Origin of the sequence: Pseudomonas vancouverensis, assembly GCF_004348895.1 — a bacterium.
Lineage (GTDB): Bacteria > Pseudomonadota > Gammaproteobacteria > Pseudomonadales > Pseudomonadaceae > Aquipseudomonas > Aquipseudomonas vancouverensis.
On record NZ_RRZK01000024.1, the window covers coordinates 105,206 to 124,920 of the forward strand.

A 19,715-nucleotide genomic window follows, 5' to 3' on the forward strand; every position below is an offset into this window, starting at 1 on the left:
TCAGCGCACAAACCCTCGTGAAAGCCCTGGTCGCTTGCGCGTATCGCCGGCGCCGCTACGCGCTACAATGGCGACTTTTACCGATCATGAGGTGTGCGCTTTGACTGCTCCAGGTGCTTTGAATTCCGCTGCTGGCTCGCTTTATGTGGTGGCGACGCCCATCGGCAACCTGGACGACATCAGCGCACGTGCGCTGAAAATCCTGCGCGAAGTGGCCTTGATCGCTGCCGAGGACACCCGGCACTCCCAGCGCCTGATGCAGCACTTCGGCATTTCGACGCCGCTGGCTGCCTGTCATGAACACAATGAACGTGATGAAGGTAGCCGGTTTATTACCCGTCTGCTGGCGGGGGATAATGTTGCGCTGATCTCCGATGCGGGGACACCGCTGATTTCCGACCCCGGCTACCACCTGGTGCGCCAGGCGCGGGCCGCCGGTATCAACGTGGTCCCGGTTCCCGGCGCTTGCGCGCTGATTGCCGCGTTGTCGGCGGCTGGTCTGCCCTCGGATCGCTTCATTTTCGAGGGTTTCCTGCCGGCCAAGGCCGTGGGGCGACGCGTGCGCCTCGAGCAGGTAAAGGAAGAGCCGCGCACCTTGATCTTCTACGAGGCGCCGCACCGTATTCTCGAATGCCTGCAGGACATGGAGCTGGTGTTCGGTCCGGAGCGTCCGGCCTTGCTGGCGCGTGAGCTGACCAAAACCTTCGAAACCCTCAAGGGCTTGCCGCTGGCCGAGCTGCGTCAGTTCGTCGAGTCGGACAGCAATCAGCAGCGCGGTGAGTGCGTGGTATTGGTTGCGGGCTGGTCGGCACCGGATGAGGAGGGGGCGGTCAGCAGTGAAGCCATGCGCATTCTCAATCTGTTGCTCGAGGAAATGCCTCTCAAGCGCGCCGCGGCATTGGCAGCGCAAATTACCGGTGAGCGCAAGAACGTGCTGTACCAGATCGCACTGGATCAGCAGAAGGGCGAGTAAAAGCCGACGCGAAGGCATGCACAATGGCGTTTAGCGCTTGTTCTTCGGGCGCTCTGCCGTTAACCTTCGCGGCGGAGAGTCGATCGGACAGTCGCTGCCCTCTATGAAAATTAGGGGGGGGAGGAAAGTCCGGGCTCCATAGGGCGAAGTGCCAGGTAATGCCTGGGAGGCGTGAGCCTACGGAAAGTGCCACAGAAAATAACCGCCTAAGCGCTTCGGCGCCGGTAAGGGTGAAAAGGTGCGGTAAGAGCGCACCGCACGTCTGGCAACAGTTCGTGGCTAGGTAAACCCCACTTGGAGCAAGACCAAATAGGGTCCCAAGGCGTGGCCCGCGCTGGGACCGGGTAGGTTGCTAAAGGTGTCCAGTGATGGCCATCGTAGACGAATGACTGTTCAAGACAGAACCCGGCTTACAGATCGACTCTCCACCTTTTCTCACGCCTCTGCTTAAATCATTGGGCAGAGTGCCGTGATAGCAATTTCCCTCCTTTCACAATCGTCTCCAGAAGCACTTTCGTAATACCGAAAAAATCTTACTCTTAATAAATTACTTTAACTTCTGCGTGCAGGTTCCTGTGCCGATTGAAGTTGTCGGGCGGTTTTATCTGCCTGATTCTCGTTACCCCTCCCTTTATGCTCCTAAATCTCAGTTCTGTAAGGGTTTTCCTTTAATCGGCGCCTTGACGGTGTGGTGGGCGCATTCCTATAGTGTGCGCAAGTGGCGGAAAGTGGCATGAAGTGGGTTTTTTGAGCTCAAAACGCTAAAATTTGGAGAAACGCTGACGTGTTTCGCGGAGCCAACGCTATCAGTCTCGATGCAAAGGGCCGTCTCGCCATGCCGAGCCGGTACCGTGACGAGCTCGATTCGCGTAGCTCTGGTCAATTAATCGTAACAATTGATGCCGTTGATCCATGTTTGTGTGTTTACCCCCTCGATGAGTGGGAAATAATTGAAACCAAACTGCGCGCACTGCCTTCGCTACGCGAAGAGAACCGCCGCCTGCAACGCTTATTGATTGGTAATGCCGTCGACCTTGAGCTCGACGGCAGTGGTCGTTTCCTGGTCCCGCCGCGTCTTCGTGAATATGCCAAGTTGGATAAGCGCGCGATGTTGGTAGGCCAACTGAACAAGTTCCAATTGTGGGACGAGGATGCCTGGAATGCGGTTTCTGCCGCTGACCTGGCTGCTATTCAACAACCGGGCGCCATGCCTGACGAACTGCGTGATTTGATCCTGTGACTATTGATAGCGGCTTTAACCACATCACCGTACTGCTTGACGAAGCCGTCGAGGCTCTCGCCGTACGTCCTGATGGCTGCTATCTGGACGGCACGTTCGGACGCGGCGGACACAGCCGGTTGATCCTCAGCCAGCTCGGTCCCGATGGTCGGTTGCTCGGGTTTGATAAAGATCCACAAGCGATTGCCACCGGGCAGACGCTAGCGGCCGAAGACGGCCGCTTTGTCGTTGTGCAGCGCAGCTTTGCCGAGCTGGGTTCAGAAGTCGCCGAACGTGGCATGAACGGCAAGGTCAGCGGCGTATTGCTGGACTTGGGCGTGTCTTCGCCACAGCTGGACGATCCGGAACGCGGTTTCAGCTTCCTCAACGATGGCCCACTGGACATGCGCATGGACCCGTCTCGCGGGATCAGCGCCGCTGAATTCGTTAATACCGCACCCGTGGAAGAAATTGCCCGGGTTTTCAAGGAATACGGCGAAGAACGTTTCTCCGGTCGCATGGCCCGTGCCGTGGTCGAGCGTCGCGACATCAAGCCATTCGAGCGCACTGGCGATCTGGCAGAAGTCCTGAAGGTTGCCAACCCTGCGTGGGAAAAGGGCAAGAACCCGGCAACCCGTGCATTCCAGGGTCTGCGCATTCACGTGAACAACGAACTGGGGGATCTGGAAGCTGGCCTTGAAGCCGCACTGGAGTCCCTGGAAATCGGCGGTCGCCTGGTGGTCATCAGCTTCCACTCGCTGGAAGACCGTATCGTCAAACTGTTCATGCGCAAGCTGGTGAAAGGCGAAGCCGACAACCTGCCGCGCAACCTGCCGGTTCGACACGTCGCCTTCGAACCGAAAATCAAAGTCCATGGCAAAGCGCAGACGGCCTCCGACGCCGAACTCAAAGCCAACCCGCGTTCCCGTAGTGCTGTCATGCGCGTGGCGGAGAAGCTGCGGTGAGCAAGCTTTTCGCCAAGCCACTGCCCGGCGGAAGCTTTTTCATGCTGCTGTTGTTTGTCGGCGTGCTCGTGTCGGCCATCGGCGTGTCTTACGCCGCGCACTGGAACCGTCAGTTGCTCAACACCCTGTACACCGAATTGAGCGTGCGCGACAAAGCGCAGGCTGAGTGGGGGCGCCTGATCCTGGAGCAAAGCACCTGGACCGCCCACAGTCGCATCGAAGTGCTTGCGACCGAACAACTGAAAATGCACATCCCGGGTGCCGCTGACGTGAAGATGGTGGCGCCATGATGAAACTCGAAGGTGCACTTTTCCCGTGGCGTTTCCGTGTGGTGCTGGGTTTGCTCGGCGTCATGGTGGCCGCGATCTGCTGGCGCATCATCGACCTGCAGGTGGTCGACCGCGACTTCCTCAAGGGTCAGGGCGATGCCCGTAGCGTTCGTCATATTCCGATTCCTGCACACCGTGGTCTGATCACTGACCGCAACGGTGAGCCCTTGGCCGTCAGTACCCCGGTGACCACGCTGTGGGCCAACGCCAAGGAAATGCAGCTGGAAAAAGACAAGTGGCCAGCACTGGCTGCCGCACTTGGTCAGGATCCAAAAGCGCTGACCGAGCGTCTCGAAGCGCAAGCCAACAAGGAATTCATTTATCTGGTGCGCGGGCTGACGCCTGAGCAAGGCCAGGCCGTGCTCGATCTGAAAGTGCCGGGCGTCTACGGCATCGAAGAGTTCCGCCGCTTCTATCCTGCCGGTGAAGTCACCGCGCACATGGTCGGCTTTACCGACATCGACGATCACGGGCGCGAAGGCGTCGAGCTGGCCTACGATGAATGGCTGGCCGGTGTGCCGGGCAAACGACAGGTCATCAAGGACCGGCGTGGCCGGCTGATCAAGGATGTCCAGGTCACCAAAAACGCCAAGGCCGGCAAGCCCTTGGCGTTGTCCATTGACCTGCGCCTGCAGTACCTGGCCAACCGCGAGTTGCGTAACGCGATCATCGAGAACGGCGCCAAGGCCGGCAGCCTGGTGATCATGGACGTCAAGACCGGCGAAATCCTGGCCATGGTCAACCAGCCGACCTACAACCCGAACAACCGTCGCAACCTGCAACCGGCGATGATGCGTAACCGCGCGATGATCGACGTGTTCGAGCCAGGTTCGACCATGAAAGCGATCTCGATGAGCGCAGCGATCGAAACTGGCCGCTGGAAACCGAGCGACACCGTCGAGGTGTACCCGGGCTCGTTGCAGATCGGCAAGTACACCATCAAGGACGTGTCCAAGACCGAAGGTCCGGTACTCGACCTGACCGGCATCCTGATCAACTCCAGTAACGTCGGCATGAGTAAGGTCGCGTTCGATATCGGCGGCGAAACCATTTTCCGTCTGGCGCAAAAAGTCGGCTTGGGCCAGGACACCGGTCTGGGCTTCCCGGGCGAGCGCGTCGGCAACCTGCCGAACTACCGCGAGTGGCGCAAGGCTGAAACCGCCACGCTGTCGTATGGCTACGGTATTTCGGTGACCGCGATCCAGTTGGTTCACGCCTTCTCGGCATTGGCAAACAACGGTCGCCTCGCCCCATTGACCCTGATCAAGACCGACAAGGCGCCGCAAACCACTCAGGTATTGCCGGAAGCCGTGGCCAAGACCATGCAAGGCATGCTGCAACAAGTGATCGAGGCGCCGCGCGGCGTGTTCCGTGCGCAGGTGCCGGCCTATCACGTGGCCGGCAAGTCGGGTACCGCGCGTAAAACGTCGGTCGGCACCAAGGGCTACGCCGAAAACTCCTACCGTTCGCTGTTCGCCGGCTTCGGCCCGATGAGCGATCCGCGTTACGCCATTGTCGTAGTGATCGATGAGCCGAGCAAAGCCGGCTACTTCGGTGGTCTGGTTTCCGCGCCGGTGTTCAGCCGTGTGATGTCCGGCACCCTGCGCCTGATGAACGTTACACCGGACAACCTGCCGCCGACCCAGCAGGCCAACGCTACTCCGACCGTTCCGCTGAAAGCCAATGGAGGGCGCGGCTGATGTCATTAAGTCTGAACAAGATATTCCCCCACGCCGGCCACGATCTGTTGATTCGTGAATTGGCGCTCGACAGCCGCAACGTGCGCGCAGGCGATCTGTTCCTCGCCGTGCCTGGCGGCAAGTTCGATGGCCGTGCGCACATTGCCGATGCCTTGCAACGCGGTGCAGCCGCCGTTGCCTATGAAGTGGAAGGCGCCACCGTGCTGCCGATCACCGAAGTGCCGCTGATTCCGGTCAAGGGCCTGGCTGCGCAACTGTCGGACATCGCCGGACGCTTCTATGGTGAGCCAAGCCATCATGTGAACCTGGTCGGCGTGACCGGGACCAACGGCAAGACCAGCGTGACCCAACTGGTCGCGCAGGCGCTCGATCTGCTCGGCCAGCATTGCGGTATTGTCGGCACCCTGGGTTCCGGTTTCTATGGCGCGCTGCAAAGCGGCTTGCACACTACGCCGAATCCGATTGCCATGCAGGCGACCCTGGCTGACCTGAAAAAGGCCGGTGCCAAGGCGGTTGCAATGGAAGTGTCCTCCCACGGTCTGGATCAAGGCCGGGTAACCGCGCTGGCGTTCGACGTGGCGGTGATGACCAACCTGTCCCGCGACCACCTCGATTACCACGGCACCATGGAAGCTTACGCTGAGGCCAAGGCCAAGCTGTTCGCCTGGAGTGACTTGAAGTGCCGGGTGGTCAACCTCGACGACGAATTCGGTCGGCAGTTGGCCGCTGAAAAGCGCGAGTCGCGGCTGATCACTTACAGCCTGCTCGACAGCAGTGCCTACCTGTTCTGCCGCGAAGCGCAGTTCGACGATCATGGCGTGCGCGCCACGCTGGTGACGCCGCAGGGCGAGCATCACCTGCGCAGCACGCTGCTCGGCCGTTTCAACCTGAGCAACTTATTGGCCGCGGTCGGCGCCTTGCTCGGCCTGGACTACGCCCTCGACGAAATTCTCAAGGTGTTGCCGAAACTGGAAGGCCCAGCCGGACGCATGCAGCGCCTCGGTGGTGGTACCCAGCCGCTGGTGGTGGTCGATTACGCACACACTCCGGATGCACTGGAAAAAGTGCTGACAGCTCTGCGTCCACACGTCAAAGGTCAACTGTTGTGCCTGTTCGGCTGCGGCGGCGACCGTGATCGCGGCAAGCGTCCGCTGATGGCTGAGGTGGTCGAGCGTCTGGCCGACCGCGTGCTGGTCACCGATGACAATCCACGCACTGAAGACCCTGCGGTGATTTTCGACGACATCCGCGCCGGTTTCACCGCTGTGGATAAAGTGACCTTCGTCGCCGGTCGTGGCCAGGCCATTGCCCAGTTGATCGCCGGTGCCTCCGCCGATGACGTGATTGTCCTGGCCGGTAAAGGCCATGAGGACTATCAGGAAATCAACGGTCAGCGCCATCCGTTTTCTGATCTGGTCGAAGCCGATCATGCCCTGACTGCGTGGGAGGTGGCCCATGCTTAAGGCCCTGACACTGAGTGAACTGACCGGCGCACTGAATGCGCGTCTGGTGTCGAACGATGCTTCTTTCGACGGCGTCAGCATCGACAGCCGGGCGATCAAGCCGGGACAACTGTTTATTGCCTTGACCGGCCCGCGTTTCGACGGCCATGACTACCTCAATGACGTCGCCACCAAGGGGGCCGTCGCTGCCCTGGTCGAGCGCGAAGTCGCCGACAGCACGCTGCCTCAATTGCTGGTGAAGGATACTCGTCAGGCCCTGGGTCAGTTGGGTGCGTTGAACCGTGCTGCATTCACCCAGCAGGTCGCCGCCGTGACCGGTTCCAGCGGCAAGACCACGGTCAAGGAAATGCTCGCCAGCATCCTGCGCACGCGCGGTCCGGTGCTGGCCACCCGTGGCAACCTGAACAACGACCTCGGCGTGCCGCTGACCCTGCTCGAATTGGCGCCGGAACATACCGCCGCCGTGATCGAACTGGGTGCCTCGCGCCTGGGCGAAATCGCCTACACCGTCGGCATGACCAAACCCCATGTGGCCATCCTCAACAACGCCGGGACCGCCCACGTTGGCGAGTTCGGCGGTCCGGAAAAAATCGTCGAGGCCAAGGGCGAGATCATCGAAGGGCTGGACGCTGATGGCGTCGCCGTTCTCAATCTCGACGACAAGGCGTTCGGTATCTGGAAGAACCGTGCGGCCGGTCGCAAGGTGTTGTCGTTCGCCTTGAGCAACCTCAGCGCTGATTTCTACGCCAGCGATCTGGATCGCGATGCCCGTGGCTGCCCGTCATTCAACCTGCACACCCCTGAAGGTGTGGAGCGTGTGCAGTTGAACCTGCTTGGCACCCATAACGTCGCCAATGCAATGGCCGCCGCGGCCGCTGCCCATGCCCTGGGCGTGTCGCTGTTCGGCATCGCCACCGGTCTCGGCGCGGTACAGCCGGTCAAGGGCCGTACCGTTGCGCAACTGGCCACCAATGGCATGCGCGTCATCGATGACACTTACAACGCGAACCCCACCTCCATGTGCGCTGCCGTTGATATACTGGCGGGCTTTTCCGGTCGCACCGTCCTGGTGCTCGGGGATATCGGCGAGTTGGGCGATTGGGCGGAGCAAGGGCACCGCGACGTGGGCGCTTACGCCCGGGGCAAGGTTTCTGCGCTCTACGCCGTTGGGCCGATGATGGTTCACGCCGTAAACGCTTTCGGTCCACAGGCTTTGCACTTCAGCACACAGGCTGAACTGATCAAGGCCCTGGACGCCGAGCAAGACACAAACACCACCATTTTGATCAAGGGCTCGCGCAGCGCTGCGATGGAAAACGTCGTTGCCGCTTTGTGCGGGTCCAGTCTGGAGAAACATTAATGCTGCTGCTGCTAGCGGAGTATCTGCAACAGTTCTACAAAGGCTTCGCGGTCTTCCAGTACCTGACCCTGCGCGGGATTCTCGGTGTACTGACCGCGTTGGTTTTGTCGCTGTGCTATGGCCCGTGGATGATCCGCACTTTGCAGAACCGTCAGATCGGTCAATCCGTTCGCAACGATGGTCCGCAATCTCACCTGTCCAAGTCGGGTACGCCGACCATGGGCGGCGCCCTGATTCTGTCCTCCATCGGTGTCAGCACCCTGCTGTGGGCTGACCTGAGCAACCGTTATGTCTGGGTCGTGCTGTTGGTGACCCTGCTGTTCGGCGCCATCGGCTGGGTCGACGACTACCGCAAAGTCATCGAGAAGAACTCCCGCGGCTTGCCCAGCCGCTGGAAGTATTTCTGGCAGTCGGTGTTCGGCCTCGGCGCGGCCATCTTCCTTTATATGACCGCCACGACGCCGGTGGAAACCACCCTGATTCTGCCGATGCTCAAGGACTACAGCATTCCGCTGGGCGCCGGGTTCATTGTGCTGACCTATTTCGTGATTGTCGGCTCGAGCAACGCGGTCAACCTGACCGACGGCCTCGACGGTCTCGCCATCATGCCAACCGTAATGGTCGGTGGTGGCCTGGGGATCTTCTGCTATTTGTCGGGTAACGTGAAGTTCGCCGAATACCTGCTGATTCCGTATGTACCGGGTGCGGGCGAACTGATCGTGTTCTGCGGCGCACTGATCGGCGCGGGCCTCGGCTTTCTCTGGTTCAACACCTATCCGGCCCAGGTTTTCATGGGTGACGTTGGCGCACTGGCGCTGGGCGCAGCGCTGGGCACCATCGCGGTGATCGTTCGTCAGGAAATCGTCCTGTTCATCATGGGCGGTGTGTTCGTGATGGAAACCCTGTCAGTCGTCATTCAGGTTGCTTCCTTCAAGCTGACCGGTCGCCGTGTGTTCCGCATGGCACCGATTCACCACCACTTTGAACTCAAGGGCTGGCCCGAGCCGCGCGTGATCGTCCGTTTCTGGATCATCACCGTGATTCTCGTGCTGATCGGCCTTGCCACCCTGAAGCTGAGGTAGAACGAGTGTCTCTGATCGCTTCTGACCACTTCCGCATCGTTGTCGGCCTCGGCAAGAGCGGCATGTCCCTGGTTCGCTTCCTGGCGAACCGGGGCGTGGCGTTTGCGGTGGCCGATACGCGGGAAAATCCACCGGAACTGGCCACGCTCAAGCGTGACTATCCGCAGGTGGAAGTGCGTTGTGGCGAGCTGGACGTCGAATTCCTGTGCCGTGCCGACGAGCTCTACGTGAGCCCCGGCCTGGCCCTGGCGACCCCGGCCCTGCAGGCTGCCGCCGCCCGTGGCGTGAAATTGTCCGGCGACATCGAGCTGTTCGCGCGTAACGCGAAGGCACCGATCGTCGCCATCAGCGGTTCCAACGCGAAAAGCACCGTGACCACGCTGGTCGGCGAGATGGCGGCCGCGGCGGGCAAGCGTGTCGCTGTCGGCGGCAACCTTGGCACCCCGGCGCTCGACCTGCTCAACGACGATGTCGAGCTGTACGTGATGGAGCTGTCGAGCTTCCAGCTGGAAACCACTGATCAGCTCAATGCCGAAGTGGCGACCGTGCTCAACATCAGCGAAGACCACATGGACCGCTACAGCGGCCTGCCGGCCTATCACCTGGCCAAGCACCGGATCTTCCGCGGCGCCCGCCAGTTCGTGGTCAACCGTCAGGACGCCCTGAGCCGTCCGTTGATGGGCGAGGGCCAGCCATGCTGGACCTTCGGCTTGAGCAAACCCGATTTCAAGGCATTCGGCATTCGCGAAGAAAACGGCGAGAAATACCTGGCCTTCGAATTCGACAACCTGATGCCCGTGCGCGAATTGAAGATTCGTGGCGCACACAACCAGTCCAACGCGCTGGCGGCCCTAGCCCTGGGCCACGCGGTTGGCCTGCCATTTGATGCCATGCTCTCGAGCCTGCGCACCTTTGCCGGCCTCGAACATCGCTGCCAATGGGTTCGCGACCTTGATGGCGTGGGCTACTACAACGACTCCAAAGCCACCAATGTCGGCGCCGCACTGGCCGCCATCGAAGGCCTGGGCGCGGACATCGACGGCAAGGTCGTGCTGATCGCCGGTGGCGACGGCAAAGGCGCCGACTTCAAAGACTTGAAAGGTCCGGTCGCGGCCAACTGCCGTGCCGTGATCCTGATGGGCCGCGACTCCGTCCAGATCGGCGCAGCCATTGGCGACGCTGTGCCCTTGATCCGTGCAAGCTCTTTGGTCGAGGCCGTGGCGAAGTGCCGTGCTGCGGCTCAGCCAGGCGACGTGGTGCTGCTGTCGCCGGCCTGCGCCAGTTTCGACATGTTCAAGAACTATGAAGACCGTGGTCACCAGTTCGTCCAAGCCGTGGAGGAACTGGCATGAGCCTGAGAAACATCATCAAGCCCTATCCGTCGCCGCTGATTACCGGGCGCGGCATCGACCTCGACTTCCCGATGCTTGCCGGCTGCCTGGCGTTACTCGGCCTGGGCCTGATCATGATTGCCTCGGCGTCAACCGAAGTCGCGGCGGCGCAGTCGGGCAGTGCCCTGTACTACATGATTCGTCACCTCGTCTATGTGGCGCTGGGCCTGGGCGCCTGCATCGTCACCATGATGATCCCGATCGCCACCTGGCAGCGCCTGGGCTGGATGATGCTGATCGGCGCCTTCGGCTTGCTGGTGATGGTGATCATTCCGGGCATCGGCCGTGAAGTGAACGGTTCGATGCGCTGGATCGGTTTCAGCTTCTTCAACGTTCAGCCTTCCGAAATTGCCAAGGTGTTCGTGGTGATCTACCTCGCCGGTTATCTGGTGCGTCGCCAGAAAGAAGTGCGTGAAAGCTGGATGGGCTTCTTCAAGCCGTTCATCGTACTGTTGCCGATGGCCGGGCTGTTGCTGATGGAGCCGGACTTCGGTGCCACCGTCGTGATGATGGGCGCCGCGGCCGCAATGCTGTTCCTCGGTGGCGTCGGCTTGTTCCGCTTCTCGCTGATGGTGGTGCTGGCGGTCGCGGCCGTGGTGCTGCTGATTCAGATGCAGCCCTATCGAATGGCGCGTCTGACCAACTTCGCCGACCCGTGGGCCGACCAGTTCGGTGCCGGTTACCAGTTGTCCCAGGCCTTGATCGCCTTCGGTCGTGGCGAATGGCTGGGCGTCGGCCTGGGCAACAGCGTGCAGAAGCAGTTCTACCTGCCGGAAGCTCACACCGACTTCGTGTTCTCGGTACTGGCTGAAGAGCTGGGTGCCGTGGGATCGCTGTGCACCGTGGCGCTGTTCGTCTTCGTCTGTATTCGCGGCATGTACATCGGCTTGTGGGCCGAGAAGGCCAAGCAGTTCTTTGCTGCCTATGTAGCCTACGGCCTGTCGTTCCTGTGGATCGGTCAGTTCCTGATCAACATCGGGGTGAACGTCGGCCTGCTGCCAACCAAGGGTTTGACCCTGCCATTCCTCAGTTACGGGGGCAGTTCGTTGGTGATCTGTTGCGCCTGTCTCGGCTTGCTGCTGCGTATCGAGTGGGAGAGTCGTACCCACCTCGGCAGCGAAGAGATGGAGTTCCATGAAAGCGACTTCGCCGAGGAGCCGAAACATGGGCGCTAACGTTGTGATCATGGCGGGCGGCACCGGTGGCCATGTGTTCCCGGCACTGTCCTGTGCCCGCGAATTCCAGGCACGCGGTTACACCGTGCACTGGCTGGGTACGCCGCGCGGCATCGAGAACGAGCTGGTGCCGGCAGCCGGTATCGAGTTGCACCGGATCAACGCCAGCGGCTTGCGCGGCAAGGGCAAGCTGTCCCTGCTCAAGGCACCGCTGATGTTGCTCAAGTCGGTCTGGCAGGCACGGGCGATCATTCGTCGTCTGCAACCGGTCTGCGTGGTGGGTTTTGGCGGTTTCGTGACTGGCCCTGGAGGTGTTGCCGCCAAACTGTGCGGCGTGCCGGTGATCGTTCACGAACAGAACGCCGTAGCCGGTACCGCCAATCGGTTGCTGGTGCCATTGGCCGCCCGAGTCTGTGAAGCGTTCCCCGACACCTTTACGCTGTCGGGCAGCCGTCGGACCACCGGTAACCCGGTGCGCACCGAGCTGTTCCTGCAGACACCGCGACCAGCTTTGGTCGGTCGCAAGGCACGTTTGCTGATCCTGGGCGGAAGCCTGGGCGCAGAACCGTTGAACAAGTTGCTGCCTGAAGCCCTGTCGCAAGTCGCCGTCGACCTGCGCCCGGAAGTGTTCCATCAGGCCGGCAAAAATCACGATGAAGTGACTGCCGAGCGCTATCGCGCCGCTGGCGTCGAAGCGCAGGTGCAGCCCTTCATCAAAGACATGGCCCAAGCCTATGGCTGGGCCGACCTGGTGGTCTGTCGCGCAGGCGCGCTGACCGTCAGTGAACTGGCCGCCGCCGGTCTGCCCTCGATGCTGGTGCCATTGCCGCACGCCATCGACGATCACCAGACCCGCAACGCCGAATATTTGGCCCGTGAAGGCGCAGCCTTCCTGATGCCGCAAAGAACGACTGGTGCAGCGGATCTTGCCGCTCGCCTGACAGAGGTCCTGATGCAACCACAACGACTCAACGAGATGGCCACTGCGGCCCGCCGCCTGGCCAAACCTGATGCCACCCGCAACGTAGTCGACAGCTGCCTGGAGGTGGCCCATGGTTGAGAATCAGAAAGCCATGCCACAGCCGGAAATGCGCCGTATCCGTCATATCCACTTCGTCGGTATCGGTGGCGTGGGCATGTGCGGGATCGCCGAAGTGTTGCTGAACCTGGGCTATGCCGTCTCGGGTTCCGACCTCAAGGCTTCGCCTGTCACCGAGCGCCTGGAATCTTTCGGTGCGCAGATTTTCATCGGCCACCGTGCCGAAAACGCCGCAGCCGCCGATGTGCTGGTGGTGTCGAGCGCCGTGAACACGTCGAACCCGGAAGTTGCTACCGCGCTGGAGCGCCGGATCCCGGTGGTGCCGCGTGCAGAGATGCTGGCCGAGCTGATGCGCTATCGCCACGGCATCGCCGTTGCCGGTACCCACGGCAAAACCACCACCACCAGCCTGATTGCCTCGGTGTTCGCGGCCGGTGGCCTGGATCCGACATTCGTCATCGGTGGCCGACTGAACGCTGCGGGCACCAATGCCCAGCTTGGTACCAGCCGCTACCTGATCGCCGAAGCCGATGAAAGCGATGCCAGCTTCCTGCACCTGCAACCGCTGGTGGCCGTGGTCACCAATATCGACGCCGACCACATGGCGACCTACGACGGTGACTTCAACAAGCTGAAGAAAACCTTCGTCGAGTTCCTCCACAACCTGCCGTTCTACGGTTTGGCGGTGGTGTGCCTGGACGATCCGGTGGTCCGTGAAATCCTGCCGCTGGTCAAGCGTCCGACCGTGACCTACGGTTTTGGCGACGATTGCGACGTGCGCGCCATCAATGTACGCCAGCAAGGCATGCAGACCTTCTTCACTGTGCTGCGTCCTGATCGCGAGCCACTGGATGTTTCGGTGAACATGCCGGGCAACCATAACGTACTCAATGCACTGGCAACCATTTGCATCGCTACCGACGAAGGCGTCAGCGACGAAGCCATCGTTCAGGGCCTGTCCGGGTTCCAGGGTGTCGGCCGACGCTTCCAGGTCTACGGCGAGCTGCCGGTGGATGGCGGCAACGTCATGCTGGTCGACGACTACGGCCACCACCCGACCGAAGTCGCGGCGGTGATCAAGGCCGTGCGCGGTGGCTGGCCGGAGCGCCGTCTGGTGATGGTGTATCAGCCGCACCGTTACAGCCGCACCCGTGACCTGTACGACGACTTCGTCAATGTCCTGGCCGATGCCAACGTGCTGCTGTTGATGGAAGTCTACCCGGCCGGTGAAGAGCCGATCCCGGGCGCCGACAGCCGCAAGCTGTGCAACAGCATCCGTCAGCGCGGTCAGCTCGATCCGATCTACATCGAACGCGGTGTCGACCTCGCGCCAGTGGTCAAGCCTCTGCTGCGTGCCGGCGACATCCTGCTGTGCCAGGGTGCCGGTGATATCGGCGGTCTCGCACCGAAACTGTTGAAAAGCGAGTTGTTCGCCGGTGCCGTCGCTGCGCCGGAGAAGGGGAAGTTGAAATGACTGCTGCCTACGCCAACCTCGTCTCCACGATCGCGCCGAAAGACTTCGGCCGCGTTGCCGTGCTGTTCGGCGGCAAGAGTGCCGAGCGCGAGGTTTCCCTGAAATCGGGCAACGCTGTCCTCGATGCGTTGCAAAGCGCCGGTGTCGACGCGTTCGGCCTCGATGTGGGCGATGACCTGCTGCAGCGTCTGCTCAACGAAAAGATCGACCGTGCCTTCATCATCCTCCACGGTCGTGGCGGTGAAGACGGCAGCATGCAGGGCCTGCTCGAATGCCTGGGCATTCCGTACACCGGCAGTGGCATCCTCGCCTCGGCCCTGGCCATGGACAAACTGCGCACCAAACAGGTCTGGCACAGCCTGGGCATTCCGACGCCACGTCACGCGGTACTGACCAGCGAGGCCGACTGTATTTCTGCGGCTGCGGAACTGGGCTTCCCTTTGATCGTCAAACCGGCCCATGAAGGTTCAAGTATCGGTATGGCCAAAGTGACTTCCGCGCCCGAATTGATCGACGCCTGGAAAGCGGCCAGTACCTACGATTCGCAAGTGTTGGTCGAGCAATGGATTCAAGGTCCGGAGTTCACCATCGCCACCCTGCGTGACCAGGTGTTGCCTCCGATTGCCCTGGGCACGACGCACAGCTTCTACGACTACGACGCCAAGTACATCGCCAACGATACCCAGTACCGCATTCCGTGCGGGCTGGACAGCGTCAAGGAAAAAGAACTCATGGACCTCACGGCGAAAGCCTGTGAAGCCTTGGGTATTGCCGGTTGGGGCAGGGCAGACGTGATGCAGGACGCCGAAGGGCAGTTCTGGTTCCTGGAAGTCAACACTGCACCGGGCATGACCGACCACAGCCTGGTGCCGATGGCGGCCCGTGCTGCCGGTCTGGATTTCCAGCAACTGGTTCTGGCCATTCTGGCCGCCAGCGTTGCCGGACACGCAGAGCCAAGAGGTTAAGACCATGCAAGGCGCTCAGCTCAGACATCAGCCACCCGCATCGCCCGGCCGCAAGCCGGTGCCGCGGGGTGCCAGCCGAATGGTGGCCAAAGAGCCGATGTCCGTGCGCCTGCCCAAAGCCAACTTCGGCTTTCTCAAGGCCTTGTTCTGGCCAGTGTTGCTGGTGGTGCTGGGATTCGGCACCTATGAAGGCGCGACGCGTTTGCTGCCGTATGCCGATCGCCCGATCACCAAGATCAACGTGCAGGGCGACCTGAGCTACATCAGCCAGCAAGCGGTTCAGCAGCGAATCGCCCCGTACGTGGCGTCGAGCTTCTTCACCATCGACCTGGCGGGCATGCGCACCGAGCTGGAACAGATGCCATGGATTGCCCACGCCGAAGTGCGGCGGGTCTGGCCGGATCAAGTGGTGATCCGTCTCGAAGAGCAACTGCCCGTGGCCCGTTGGGGTGACGAGTCGTTGCTGAACAACCAGGGCCAGGCGTTTACGCCCAAGGAACTGGCGAACTACGAACACCTGCCACAGCTGTTCGGCCCACAGCGGGCTCAGCAGCAGGTGATGCAGCAATACCAGGTGCTCAGTCAGATGCTCCGGCCTCTGGGCTTCTCGATTGCACGCCTGGAGTTGCGCGAACGCGGCAGCTGGTTCCTTACCACCGGCCCCGGCAGTGCCGGCCCGGGGATCGAACTGCTGTTGGGACGCGGCAACCTCGTGGAAAAGATGCGCCGCTTCATCGCCATCTATGACAAGACGCTCAAAGAACAGATTACGAACATTGCGCGCATCGATCTGCGCTACGCCAACGGCCTCGCTGTTGGCTGGCGGGAACCTGTAGCGCCTACGACAGCCCAACCCGCTGTCGCAAAGAATTAAGAGAGGCAGGACCCCATGGCAAACGTGCAAAGCGGCAAAATGATCGTCGGTCTCGATATCGGCACCTCCAAGGTGGTGGCGCTGGTAGGCGAAGTGGCGGACGACGGCACGCTGGAAATCGTCGGGATCGGTACCCATCCGTCCCGCGGCCTGAAGAAAGGCGTGGTGGTGAACATCGAGTCCACCGTGCAGTCGATCCAGCGCGCCATCGAAGAAGCGCAGCTGATGGCCGGTTGCCGCATCCACTCGGCATTTGTCGGCGTGGCCGGCAATCACATCCGCAGCCTGAATTCCCACGGCATCGTCGCGATTCGTGATCGTGAAGTCAGCTCCGCGGACCTTGAGCGTGTACTGGATGCCGCCCAGGCCGTGGCCATCCCGGCTGACCAGCGCGTTCTGCACACCCTGCCGCAGGATTACGTGATCGATAACCAGGAAGGCGTGCGCGAGCCACTGGGCATGTCCGGCGTGCGTCTGGAAGCCAAGGTTCACGTGGTGACCTGTGCCGTGAACGCTGCGCAGAACATTGAAAAGTGCGTGCGCCGCTGCGGTCTGGAAATCGACGACATCATTCTCGAACAGCTGGCTTCGGCGTACTCGGTGCTGACCGACGACGAGAAAGAGCTGGGCGTATGCCTGGTGGACATCGGTGGCGGTACCACCGACATCGCGATCTTCACCGAAGGTGCGATTCGCCACACCGCGGTGATCCCGATTGCCGGCGACCAGGTGACCAACGACATCGCCATGGCCTTGCGTACGCCGACCCAGTACGCCGAAGAAATCAAGATTCGCTACGCCTGCGCCCTGGCCAAGCTGGCCGGTGCCGGTGAAACCATCAAGGTGCCAAGTGTTGGCGACCGTCCGCCGCGCGAACTGTCCCGCCAGGCCCTGGCCGAAGTGGTCGAGCCGCGTTACGACGAACTGTTCACGCTGATCCAGGCCGAGCTGCGCCGCAGCGGTTACGAAGACCTGATCCCGGCCGGCATTGTGCTGACCGGCGGTACCTCGAAGATGGAAGGCGCCACCGAGCTGGCCGAGGAAATCTTCCACATGCCGGTCCGCCTGGGCGTTCCTCACGGTGTGAAGGGACTGGATGACGTGGTACGCAACCCGATCTATTCCACAGGCGTTGGCCTGTTGATGTACGGCCTGCAGAAACAATCCGACGGCATCTCGTTCTCGGGCATCGGCAGCCGCGACAGCTACAGCAACGATGAGCCTCAGGCTCCGCTGCTGGACCGCTTGAAAAAGTGGGTCCAGGGCAACTTCTGACGATTTACCGCAACACCGTTACACCGAAGCACGCAGTAGGCGAAAAAACTAGAGAATGTAAAGGAGAGGGAAAATGTTCGAACTCGTAGACAACATCCCCGCAAGCCCGGTAATCAAAGTTATCGGTGTCGGCGGTGGCGGCGGCAACGCTGTCAACCACATGGTCAAGAGCAACATCGAAGGCGTTGAATTCATCTGCGCCAACACCGATGCTCAAGCGCTGAAAAACATCGGCGCGCGCACCATCCTGCAACTGGGTACCGGCGTGACCAAAGGCCTGGGCGCCGGCGCCAACCCTGAAGTCGGCCGTCAAGCCGCTCTGGAAGACCGCGAGCGCATTGCCGAAGTACTGGCCGGCACCAACATGGTGTTCATCACCACTGGCATGGGCGGCGGTACCGGTACCGGTGCTGCGCCGATCATCGCCGAAGTGGCCAAGGAAATGGGCATCCTCACCGTTGCGGTGGTGACCCGTCCGTTCCCGTTTGAAGGCCGCAAGCGTATGCAGATCGCCGACGAAGGCATCCGCATGCTCTCCGAAAGCGTCGACTCGCTGATCACCATTCCCAACGAAAAGCTGCTGACCATCCTCGGTAAGGACGCCAGCCTGCTGTCGGCTTTCGCCAAGGCTGACGATGTATTGGCCGGTGCCGTTCGCGGTATCTCCGACATCATCAAGCGTCCGGGCATGATCAACGTCGACTTCGCCGACGTACGTACCGTGATGAGCGAAATGGGCATGGCGATGATGGGCACTGGCTGCGCCAGCGGTCCGAACCGTGCACGCGAGGCCACCGAAGCGGCCATTCGCAACCCGTTGCTGGAAGACGTGAACCTGCAAGGCGCTCGCGGCATCCTGGTCAACATCACCGCCGGTCCGGATCTTTCCCTGGGTGAGTACTCCGACGTGGGTAGCATCATCGAGGCATTCGCGTCCGAGCACGCCATGGTCAAGGTCGGTACCGTTATCGATCCGGACATGCGCGACGAGCTGCACGTGACTGTCGTTGCCACCGGTCTGGGCGCTAAAATCGAGAAGCCTGTGAAGGTTATCGACAACACCGTTCACACTTCGATGGCTTCGCAGCCACAACAACAGGCCCCTGTTCGTCAGGAAGCTCCAGCGGTCAACTACCGCGACCTGGACCGTCCGACCGTCATGCGCAACCAGGCTCAGGCCGGTGCTGCGACTGCCGCGAAGATGAATCCACAAGATGATCTGGATTACCTGGATATCCCGGCATTCCTGCGTCGTCAGGCCGATTGATGAAATGTATCAGGGGTATTCGGGTGATTGGTGTTCAGCAAAGGTCTGGTCTGCTATCATCGCCAGCCTTTGTTGATACCAGTTCGCAATTTGCGCTGAAGCGGCCCATGCCATGATTAAACAACGCACCCTGAAGAATATTATCCGTGCCACAGGTGTCGGCCTGCACTCCGGGGAGAAGGTCTACCTGACCCTCAAGCCTGCGCCTGTCGACACTGGCATTGTGTTTTGTCGCGCCGACCTCGACCCTGTGGTGCATATCCCTGCCCGCGCGGAAAACGTTGGTGAAACCACTATGTCGACCACGCTGGTTAACGGTGACGTCAAAGTGGACACGGTAGAGCACTTGCTCTCGGCCATGGCAGGCCTGGGCATCGATAACGCCTACGTCGAGCTCTCCGCGTCCGAAGTCCCGATCATGGATGGTAGCGCCGGACCTTTCGTATTCCTGATTCAATCGGCTGGCCTGGAAGAACAGGACGCTGCCAAGAAGTTCATCCGCATCCTGCGGGAAGTGACAGTGGAAGATGGCGACAAGCGCGCTACTTTCGTCCCTTTCGACGGGTTCAAGGTGAGCTTCGAGATCGATTTCGATCACCCGGTTTTCCGTGACCGCACCCAAAGTGCAAGCGTGGATTTTTCCAGCACTTCGTTCGTAAAAGAAGTCAGCCGCGCCCGTACCTTTGGTTTCATGAGTGACATCGAGTACCTGCGCAAGCACAACCTCGCACTCGGCGGCAGTGTTGAAAACGCAATTGTGGTCGACGCCGATGGCGTACTGAACGAAGACGGCCTTCGCTATGAAGACGAATTCGTGAAGCACAAGATCCTCGACGCAATTGGTGACCTCTACCTGCTGGGCAATAGCCTGATTGGTGAGTTCAAGGGCTTCAAGTCCGGTCACGCACTGAACAACCAGCTGCTGCGCAAGTTGATTGAGCAGACAGATGCCTGGGAAGTCGTGACGTTCGAAGACGCCAGCACCGCTCCAATCTCTTACATGCGCCCGGTTGCGGCCGTGTAAGCAAAAAACCTCTCTAGTTTTTTAAAGGCTACCTTCGGGTGGCCTTTTTTTATGCCTTTGAATTCGCCCTCAACTTTATAAGGCAACGCCAAACTCTGTGGGAGCGGGCTTGGTCCGGGCGGCGTTCCGACGATAGGGCC

General features: G+C 60.9%; 17 protein-coding genes and 1 other RNA gene. All 18 read left to right on the forward strand.

The genetic code is table 11. From position 1 onward, the window contains the following. Positions 1 to 67 precede the first annotated feature (67 nt). The 18 genes from rsmI (at position 68) to lpxC (ending at position 19,575) form a co-directional block, all read left to right on the forward strand. Positions 68 to 973: a 16S rRNA (cytidine(1402)-2'-O)-methyltransferase gene (gene rsmI / locus EIY72_RS18010; protein ID WP_165939608.1), complete on the forward strand. Its 906-nt coding sequence runs from the start codon at positions 68 to 70 to the stop codon at positions 971 to 973. 75 nt (positions 974 to 1,048) lie between these two features. Continuing rightward, positions 1,049 to 1,402, forward strand: an RNA gene (gene rnpB, locus EIY72_RS18015) — RNase P RNA component class A. A gap of 355 nt (positions 1,403 to 1,757) precedes the next feature. Next, positions 1,758 to 2,213: a division/cell wall cluster transcriptional repressor MraZ gene (mraZ, locus tag EIY72_RS18020; RefSeq protein ID WP_007917012.1), complete on the forward strand. Its 456-nt coding sequence runs from the start codon at positions 1,758 to 1,760 to the stop codon at positions 2,211 to 2,213. Further along, positions 2,210 to 3,157 (forward strand): 16S rRNA (cytosine(1402)-N(4))-methyltransferase RsmH, encoded by a 948-nt coding sequence (gene rsmH, locus EIY72_RS18025; RefSeq protein ID WP_162276434.1) that lies wholly within the window; start codon positions 2,210 to 2,212, stop codon positions 3,155 to 3,157. The genes mraZ and rsmH overlap by 4 nt, the downstream gene beginning before the upstream one ends. Continuing rightward, the gene (gene ftsL / locus EIY72_RS18030; protein ID WP_093213940.1) at positions 3,154 to 3,447 is read left to right on the forward strand and encodes a cell division protein FtsL; all 294 of its coding nucleotides are present in this window, start codon (positions 3,154 to 3,156) and stop codon (positions 3,445 to 3,447) included. Before rsmH ends, ftsL begins: the two co-directional genes overlap by 4 nt. Further along, positions 3,447 to 5,186, forward strand: a complete 1,740-nt coding sequence (locus EIY72_RS18035; RefSeq protein WP_197678845.1) for a peptidoglycan D,D-transpeptidase FtsI family protein — start codon at positions 3,447 to 3,449, stop codon at positions 5,184 to 5,186. Before ftsL ends, EIY72_RS18035 begins: the two co-directional genes overlap by 1 nt. Next, entirely contained in the window at positions 5,186 to 6,649 is a 1,464-nt protein-coding gene (locus EIY72_RS18040; protein ID WP_093213944.1) for a UDP-N-acetylmuramoyl-L-alanyl-D-glutamate--2,6-diaminopimelate ligase, read from the forward strand. Before EIY72_RS18035 ends, EIY72_RS18040 begins: the two co-directional genes overlap by 1 nt. Then, positions 6,642 to 8,009, forward strand: coding sequence for a UDP-N-acetylmuramoyl-tripeptide--D-alanyl-D-alanine ligase (locus tag EIY72_RS18045; protein WP_093213948.1), 1,368 nt, complete (start codon positions 6,642 to 6,644; stop codon positions 8,007 to 8,009). The genes EIY72_RS18040 and EIY72_RS18045 overlap by 8 nt, the downstream gene beginning before the upstream one ends. Next, positions 8,009 to 9,091, forward strand: a complete 1,083-nt coding sequence (mraY, locus tag EIY72_RS18050) for a phospho-N-acetylmuramoyl-pentapeptide-transferase (protein WP_025109289.1) — start codon at positions 8,009 to 8,011, stop codon at positions 9,089 to 9,091. The genes EIY72_RS18045 and mraY overlap by 1 nt, the downstream gene beginning before the upstream one ends. 5 nt (positions 9,092 to 9,096) lie before the next feature. Next, positions 9,097 to 10,443: a UDP-N-acetylmuramoyl-L-alanine--D-glutamate ligase gene (gene murD, locus EIY72_RS18055; protein ID WP_093213953.1), complete on the forward strand. Its 1,347-nt coding sequence runs from the start codon at positions 9,097 to 9,099 to the stop codon at positions 10,441 to 10,443. After that, positions 10,440 to 11,657: a putative lipid II flippase FtsW gene (ftsW, locus tag EIY72_RS18060; protein ID WP_093213958.1), complete on the forward strand. Its 1,218-nt coding sequence runs from the start codon at positions 10,440 to 10,442 to the stop codon at positions 11,655 to 11,657. Before murD ends, ftsW begins: the two co-directional genes overlap by 4 nt. After that, positions 11,647 to 12,717 carry an undecaprenyldiphospho-muramoylpentapeptide beta-N-acetylglucosaminyltransferase gene (gene murG, locus EIY72_RS18065; protein WP_093213963.1) on the forward strand — a complete coding sequence of 357 codons (1,071 nt, stop codon included), beginning with the start codon at positions 11,647 to 11,649 and terminating at the stop codon, positions 12,715 to 12,717. Before ftsW ends, murG begins: the two co-directional genes overlap by 11 nt. Next, entirely contained in the window at positions 12,710 to 14,170 is a 1,461-nt protein-coding gene (gene murC, locus EIY72_RS18070) for a UDP-N-acetylmuramate--L-alanine ligase (protein ID WP_093213969.1), read from the forward strand. Before murG ends, murC begins: the two co-directional genes overlap by 8 nt. Continuing rightward, complete coding sequence (locus EIY72_RS18075) at positions 14,167 to 15,135, forward strand: D-alanine--D-alanine ligase (protein ID WP_093213974.1); 969 nt, start codon at positions 14,167 to 14,169, stop codon at positions 15,133 to 15,135. Before murC ends, EIY72_RS18075 begins: the two co-directional genes overlap by 4 nt. A 4-nt stretch (positions 15,136 to 15,139) precedes the next feature. After that, positions 15,140 to 16,009, forward strand: coding sequence for a cell division protein FtsQ/DivIB (locus EIY72_RS18080; RefSeq protein WP_093213978.1), 870 nt, complete (start codon positions 15,140 to 15,142; stop codon positions 16,007 to 16,009). A gap of 15 nt (positions 16,010 to 16,024) precedes the next feature. Continuing rightward, entirely contained in the window at positions 16,025 to 17,284 is a 1,260-nt protein-coding gene (gene ftsA, locus EIY72_RS18085) for a cell division protein FtsA (protein ID WP_003228014.1), read from the forward strand. Between the two features lie 73 nt (positions 17,285 to 17,357). Further along, positions 17,358 to 18,551, forward strand: coding sequence for a cell division protein FtsZ (ftsZ, locus tag EIY72_RS18090; protein ID WP_007989903.1), 1,194 nt, complete (start codon positions 17,358 to 17,360; stop codon positions 18,549 to 18,551). 112 nt (positions 18,552 to 18,663) lie between these two features. Beyond that, complete coding sequence (gene lpxC / locus EIY72_RS18095) at positions 18,664 to 19,575, forward strand: UDP-3-O-acyl-N-acetylglucosamine deacetylase (protein WP_093213983.1); 912 nt, start codon at positions 18,664 to 18,666, stop codon at positions 19,573 to 19,575. The last annotated feature ends 140 nt before the right edge of the window (positions 19,576 to 19,715 follow it).